General features: G+C 45.8%; 5 protein-coding genes and 1 pseudogene. All 6 read right to left on the bottom strand.

Features of this window, described 5'->3' with window-relative positions; translation table 11 throughout:
• Positions 1-210: 210 nt before the first annotated feature.
• A complete protein-coding gene (locus tag AC0QH1_RS04870) occupies positions 211-1,305 on the bottom strand; it encodes a SpoIIE family protein phosphatase (protein ID WP_442957279.1) in 1,095 nt (364 codons plus the stop codon).
• Between the two features lie 47 nt (positions 1,306-1,352).
• Positions 1,353-1,847, bottom strand: a complete 495-nt coding sequence (locus tag AC0QH1_RS04865; protein WP_324629782.1) for a hypothetical protein — start codon at positions 1,845-1,847, stop codon at positions 1,353-1,355.
• Between the two features lie 12 nt (positions 1,848-1,859).
• Entirely contained in the window at positions 1,860-3,683 is a 1,824-nt protein-coding gene (locus tag AC0QH1_RS04860) for an ATP-binding protein (protein ID WP_324629781.1), read from the bottom strand.
• A 160-nt stretch (positions 3,684-3,843) separates the two neighbouring features.
• On the bottom strand, positions 3,844-4,797 hold the full coding sequence (locus AC0QH1_RS04855) for an ATP-binding protein (protein WP_324629786.1): 954 nt from the start codon (positions 4,795-4,797) through the stop codon (positions 3,844-3,846).
• Positions 4,774-5,532 (bottom strand): annotated as a pseudogene (locus AC0QH1_RS04850) (serine/threonine protein kinase); the annotation flags it as partial. The pseudogene AC0QH1_RS04850 and the gene AC0QH1_RS04855, both read right to left, overlap by 24 nt.
• 85 nt (positions 5,533-5,617) lie before the next feature.
• Positions 5,618-6,676 (bottom strand): hypothetical protein, encoded by a 1,059-nt coding sequence (locus AC0QH1_RS04845; protein ID WP_324629780.1) that lies wholly within the window; start codon positions 6,674-6,676, stop codon positions 5,618-5,620.
• Positions 6,677-6,702 lie beyond the last annotated feature (26 nt).

Raw genomic sequence — 6,702 nt, 5'->3', positions numbered from 1 at the left:
TCTTTAAATTGTTTCGGTAAAGTTTTCCATAATTTTTCTCTCGCCAACGGGTTTCCCTACCGCCGGGAAACCCCACCTCCGATGCGTCACCCCTGTTTTCAATCCCGGACCCCTACCGCCCGATCGCATAGGGCGATCGCCCATTCACACAATATGAAAACTACAGGGCGGCGCATTGCAGAAGCGATCGACCCGATGCCGCACTACGCCTTACCGTCGCTTCAACACCACAATCGTAATATCATCAAACACCTTTTGCTCCCCAATAAATCGGCGCAGGTCTTTAATTGCCATCTGGCGGATTTCTTCAACCGATAAGTGCCAATTTTTCGACACCACCTCGCACAGTCGTTCTAACCCATACTGTTCTCCAGCCAGATTTTCCGCTTCCGTAATCCCATCAGTGTAAAGTACCACACCATCCCCGGGATTTAACTGCACTTCTGCTTGGGCGATAAAATCCGTAATTTCGAGATCCAACCCAATCGGGAATCCTAAATCTATCGTATCAACCCGCTCGATTTCGCCGAGTGACCGGACGACAATAATCTCTTCATGTTGTCCGCTAATCTGCAGCACTCCATCAGTATAATCAAGTAAAGCCAGAGTCAAGTTTTTCTCCGTCCTCATGCGCACCACGTTATCGTATAGGGTGCGGTTTATGCTAGTTAAAAACTTGACATAATCGGTTTCCTGATTGGCAAGTAAAGTTCGCACGGCGGTTTGAACCATCACCATTAACATCCCGCTTTCTAATCCATGTCCGGTGACGTCGCCAATCCCAATTTTAACCCGTCCATCATAGTTGAGGACATCGTAGTAATCTCCGCCGACTTCCTCTGCCGGTTGCATAAATCCGGAGATTTCTAGGTCGGGAATCTGTTGCAATTCTTCCTCTCGCGGTAGCATTTTCTGTTGCAATTGCCGAGTGACGTCCAGTTCGGCACTCATGCGGAGGTTTTCCGATTTCAGCATCTCGTTGAGAGCGCTAATTTCTTCGTTGGCGGCGGCGAGTTGGGCGGTGCGTTCGATGACTTTATCTTCGAGGGTACGGTAGAGTTGGGCGTTTTCCAGGGAGATGGCAGCTTGGGCGGAAATAATTTTGACCAGTTCGAGCCGTTCTGGTGTAAAGGCTCCCGTGGTGAGATTATTTTCTAAATACACGATTCCCCTTAGCTGACCTTGGTGAAGAATTGGAGCGCACAAGACAGAATAAACTTGGTTTTGGAGAATGTAACTGTCTTGGGTAAAAAGCCCTTCTTTTGTTGCATCATTTAACACAACATCATTTTGTGTCCGTGCCACATAATTTACAACCGAAGTCGGCATATTTTCGGTATATTGTTGCGTCTTTACTTCCCAGATATCAATTCTCCCCCCGCTTGTATAGAGGTTTTGACTTTGAGTTTTTCCTTTTCATATAAAAGTAAAAAGGCTTTTTGGGCACCGGAGTTTTCCACTAAACACTGCATTAAGCTTTCAAGGAGTTCTGCGAATTTAATTTTTCCAGAAATGGCTTGAGATGCTTTGACTACAGTTGTCAGATCCAGTGCTTGTGAATCTCGAGAGCCAGTGATAGAATAGTCATAATATTTACTAGCATCCTGGGCGGTTCCCTTGGCAGAAATAGAGTCCAGTACCTGTGGATATTTAGCTTCTAAATCGCGAACTTTGGGAGTAGAACCCCATCGCAGATAAGCATAGCGGGCTTCCTTTAAGTAGGTTTGAGCTACTTTTTGCCGACCTAGGGCTAAATAAAATTCTCCCGCTCGTTCCCAGGCGATCGCCGATACCCGAAGGCACTCACGCTCTTGCGCCGATTCAATGGCTTTGTCATAAAGTGCCATCGCCTCTAGTGCTTATCCCAAAACCCGAGCTTTTTCCGCTTCTACAAGCTCGTATTTGTATTGGTGGTTCGCAGGTGCATGATGCATCCATTTCTTCATTTGCTTTTGGTTGGCATTTACTTTCTTGAGAAACTGCTTTTGCTCTAACTGGGAAACATGAGGATACTGTGCCAGTAAAGATAGCGAAGAATAAAAATTGTATTCGGCACTCAGGGTTAAACCTGCCACTGCATCTTGATAGGGTGTAGCTTTTCGGGAATTTTCAACCGCCCCCGCAAAGTCCCCCAACAGATAAAGCACGATAATTTTAGCCACATAAAAAAACAAACAAGCGGAGCGATTGCCGGTTTGAATCAAAATGGGCATGGATGCGGTTTCATCAAAATATTCACCCGTTAATTTACAAGGGTCTTCCGATTCTTCTTGCAAATTCACCACAAGTTGTTGGTACATTGTCAGATAAACTACGATAAAATCTTGCTTGAATTTTGTCATTAATTCGCTGTAATACCTGAGTTTTTCCTCTACTAACTCTAGAGGTTTACCCATAAAAAAGTGATGCAAACAGTAAAAAGCAGAAAAGTGGCCGGTATATTCTAAATCTCCGGTTTCAAATCCACTTTGAATGGCTTCCAATAACGCCGGAGGCGTTTCCCCTAAATATTCTTTCCAGTGACGCACAAAGATATTAAAAACGGTGTAAACTTTGGCCTTGAGTTCCTTCGCTTCAAATTTTTCTACAAGCCTCAGCGCCAATTGTCCGAACGGATAGCCTGCCTCAATATCCCCAAGCGGGCCGCATAAAGCGAGTCCATACATGCAGTAAGCATAACTGGCAAGGGAAGAATTGCCATATTTGACGCACAGATTGACCATCGTAAAGATAATCAAAGGTAGCAGTTCGGGATTGGTCATGTAGATAGCTGGAATGGCTGAAACTGAGATCCGCATTGCTGCCAATTTGTAGGGATCCGTCATTTCTGGCAAATTTTCTAAATCCGAGGGAGATTTTCGACCGATGGTTAATTTGGTGCGGATTAATCCAACACCGAGTTGCAGGGAGTTAGGTTTTTGAGGCAGAGAAATACCGAGCAATTTTAACACGGACAGAGCGGTATCTACCGCCTGCTGCATTTTGTTTTGCGAAATGTAAAACGGTATTTTGAGTTCGTAAACCTTGACTTTATCGAGCAAAGTTTTGGCGCGATCGAGAACGAGATCGGCCAAAGTTTCGGCTTGAGAAAAATTGGTATTTAAAAATTCCGCTTCGACTCTTTCCACATATAAATCGAGGGCGAGGGAGTATTGAGTGTCCCAGCTATTGGGCGAGAGCAAGTCTATCCCGGTGGCCAAATAGCTAATGGCTGCCTCATAAGCGTTGCTGGCTTTTGCTTTTCGACCCGCCATTAAATTGAGTTCTATTAACCGATCGCACTCCTGGGGGTCATCCACCAGTTCTGAGCCAATGTTGAGGAGATTAACAATCTCAAAGAGTTTATCTTCCAGGTCTGACGGGGGTGTATTTTTTAATAAAAGCCTGCCCACGTTCAGGTGAATTTCTTTTTCGCGAGAAGCGGGAATTAAGGAATAAGCAGATTGGGCGACGCGATCGTGCAAAAACTTATATTCAAGCTTCAGGTCTATAGAGTCTACTAATTCCCGTTCCAGTTCGTCCAAAACGTGAGTAAATTTATAAGCCGTATTCAGGGGAACGAGCAGGCCGACTTTCAGGGGTAACCACAGTTCTCGGGCAACGGTGGCGGGAGATTGTTGGGAAACCGTGGAGAGGGTTTTTAGGTCGAACTGATTGCCAATGCAAGCAGCGAGTTGTAACATCTCTTGCGTTTGTTGGGAAAGTTGTTTGATTTTGCTGGCGGTTATTTCAATGACGTTTTCAGAATGTTCTAAGGTTTTTATGCCTTCTAAATTCTAGCACCAGTGTAGCTCGTTCCAATCAAAGTAAAGCAGTTTTTTTTTGATAGATTAATTGCAAAATTTACGTTAAAAAGAAGGGATTTCCATCCGTTTTTTCCAGGAGCAGTTTTGCTAGGGATTGAATGCTTGTGGGCAAGCAATGGAGACTATCCGCCAGCAATTGACTGATACAATGCAGGGATAAAGGCTGGAGTTGCAGTTGATTGATGCGAGTTGCGCTGGTTTGAATGACCTGGAGAGTCTGCGTCAAAGCGTGAGCGGAAACTACTTCATTATCGCGGTAAGCACCTATTAATAAAAATGCCTGTTTTCGAGCATTGACGAGCAGCAGTTGGAGTAGTTTGAGGGAGGCTGAATCTGCCCATTGGAGGTCGTCGAGAAACAGAACGAGGGGGTGTTCGATACGGGTAAAAACGCTAACGAATTTTTGAAACACTAAATTAAAGCGGTTTTGAGATTCACTCGGGCCGAGATGAGGCACTTCCGGTTGCTTGCCAACCAGCAACTCGACTTCGGGAATCACATCAATAATGACTGCCCCATTTGGCCCGAGGTTTGCTTGCAGCTTTTCTTTCCAAGTGGCGATCGCTTCTTCGCTTTCAGTGAGCAGTTGCCGTACTAAGTCCCGGAAGGCTTGAATCAGCGCACTATAGGGAACGTTGCGCTTAAACTGGTCGAATTTTCCCCAGATAAAATAACCCCGCTGCTGCACCAAGGGCTTGTAAAGTTCCTGCACTAAAACAGATTTTCCGACTCCCGAGTACCCCGCAACCAGCATCAGTTCAGTTCTTCCCTCAGTAACCCGATTAAATGCTTCGCTCAGTGCGTCTACTTCCCTTTCTCTACCGTAGAGTTTTTGTGGGATAAGTAACTGACCTGTGAAATCGTATTGAGCCAGGGGAAAGCTTTCAATTTTCCCGGTTTTTTGCAATCGTTCGAGACAGGTTTTTAAGTCGGTTTTCAGTCCAACTGCACTTTGATATCGTGCTTCTGCTGTTTTTTCCAGTAGCTTCATTACGATATCGGATATCGGTTGGGGAATGCTGGGGTCGAGCTTTTCAGGGGCTACGGGTTCCACGGCAATATGACAATGAACCCATCCCATTGCATCACTGGCATCAAAAGGGAGCTTGCCGGTGAGCATTTCATAGAAGGTGATACCCAGGGAGTAAAAATCAGTGCGGTAGTCCAGAGAACGGTTCATCCGTCCGGTTTGCTCCGGGGACATATAAGCCAGAGTGCCGACTAGCAAATCAGGAGTGGTGACATTTTGTTGTTCGCTTGCGATCGCGATCGCTAACCCAAAATCGATTAATTTAACTTCTCCGCTTTCTGGATTAATGGTAATATTAGATGGTTTGATGTCTTTATGAACGATTTGATGCTGGTGAAGGTCTTCTAAACAAGCGGCTAGCTCAATGGCAATGTTGAGAAAATCCAGCAGTTCTAGGCGGCGATTTTCTCAAAAAATATCCAGGGATTCTGCGCCGAAATCTTCTAAAACTAAAACCAACGTATTTTGATACGCTTCTAATCGATAAGCCTTAACAATTCGCGGATTATCTAAATTTTTAACCAGGTGATATTCTTGTTTGAATTGAGCGATTTCTGTGGGCGTCGGATATTCTTTTTGCAAGACTTTCAGAATCACGGACAGGGATTCGTCCTCCTGGGTGGCTCGATAAACAGTGGTATGAGGGCCTTCATAAAGCAAAGCGCGAATGGTATAGCCGGGAAGTACGAGGGTCATAGATCGTTACCTATCAAATGGCAGAGTTGATGAAATGAATAGAACCTTGGTTGTGAGGAGTCGAACGAACTGGAATGCGGAAGGTTTAAAAATCTTCGCCGACAATCTGCTGCGGGTAGCCGCAAATCGCTCGGGAAGTTTGCATTCCCGACATCACTGCGGCTTCAACACACCCCGAATTGAAGCCGTTGTCAATCCAATCACCAGTGAGATAAAGGTTGGAAAAGCCCGATTTATCGGTTTTGAGTCGATATTGAGAGCTACCCGCTACGGCGAGGACGTAGCGCTCTGAGGGATCGACATTCACGCGCAGATATTGGGCGTTTAACCGTTCCTTCCCCTGACGATTTTCTGGATCCACCACGAGGTTCCAGTTGAAGCCCTCCTTTCCGTAAGCGTTCGGCCACAGATCCTTCATGTTTTGTTCAAGCAGATTGAGAGCATTTGCTTTGGCTTGGTTCATCGCTTGAGTGGGAAAGTGGTTTTGTGTGGGAGGAGGAGGCAAGTCGGGACCGGGAAGGACGCTGCAAAAATAAGCCACTTGATTTGGATCGTGAGTGGTAGGCCAGCATTCGCGACATAGTACCTGACTCATATCCACCCAGGTGTCGAAGGGTTCGAGATAGGTATCCACAATTGGGTTTTGTTTCATCCATAAAGGCCATCCCAATCCTGCATTGTCTGGTTTGAGCCAAACCTGCAACGATTGGGTTTGAACGGTTTTGATTTGATAAACCATGTCTCGCCACTTTTGGTTCGCTTCTAGCAATTCGGGACAAATATAGGGGAAGGAGGCCACCGGGATGCCGAGTACCACGCGATCGAAATCCTCTTTGTAGGTTAGGGTTTCTGACCCCACATCCACATGGCTGCTGTAGAAAGATTCTAAGTTGACGGATTTAAGTGATTCGCCACCTTCAATTTGGTCGTAGAGAGGTTCGCTGGGCCAGCAGGGCAAGCCTTTGACGGTAATCAGGGGTTGGTATTCTTCGCTTTTGAGGTTGACTTGACGAGCGATAGTGATGGTGGCGATCGCTTTTTTATCGGCGTCGAGTCCGAGGTTGGTTACTTTGTGGAAAAATTTAAACTTAACGCCCCGTTGCTTGAGGACTTGATACAGAGGAGCAAAGACAGCATCCCCCATTCCAGTTTGCATTTTCCATATAATCG

This window comes from Phormidium sp. CCY1219 (assembly GCF_055795085.1).
This window is presented reverse-complemented; position numbering and strand designations above follow the sequence as displayed.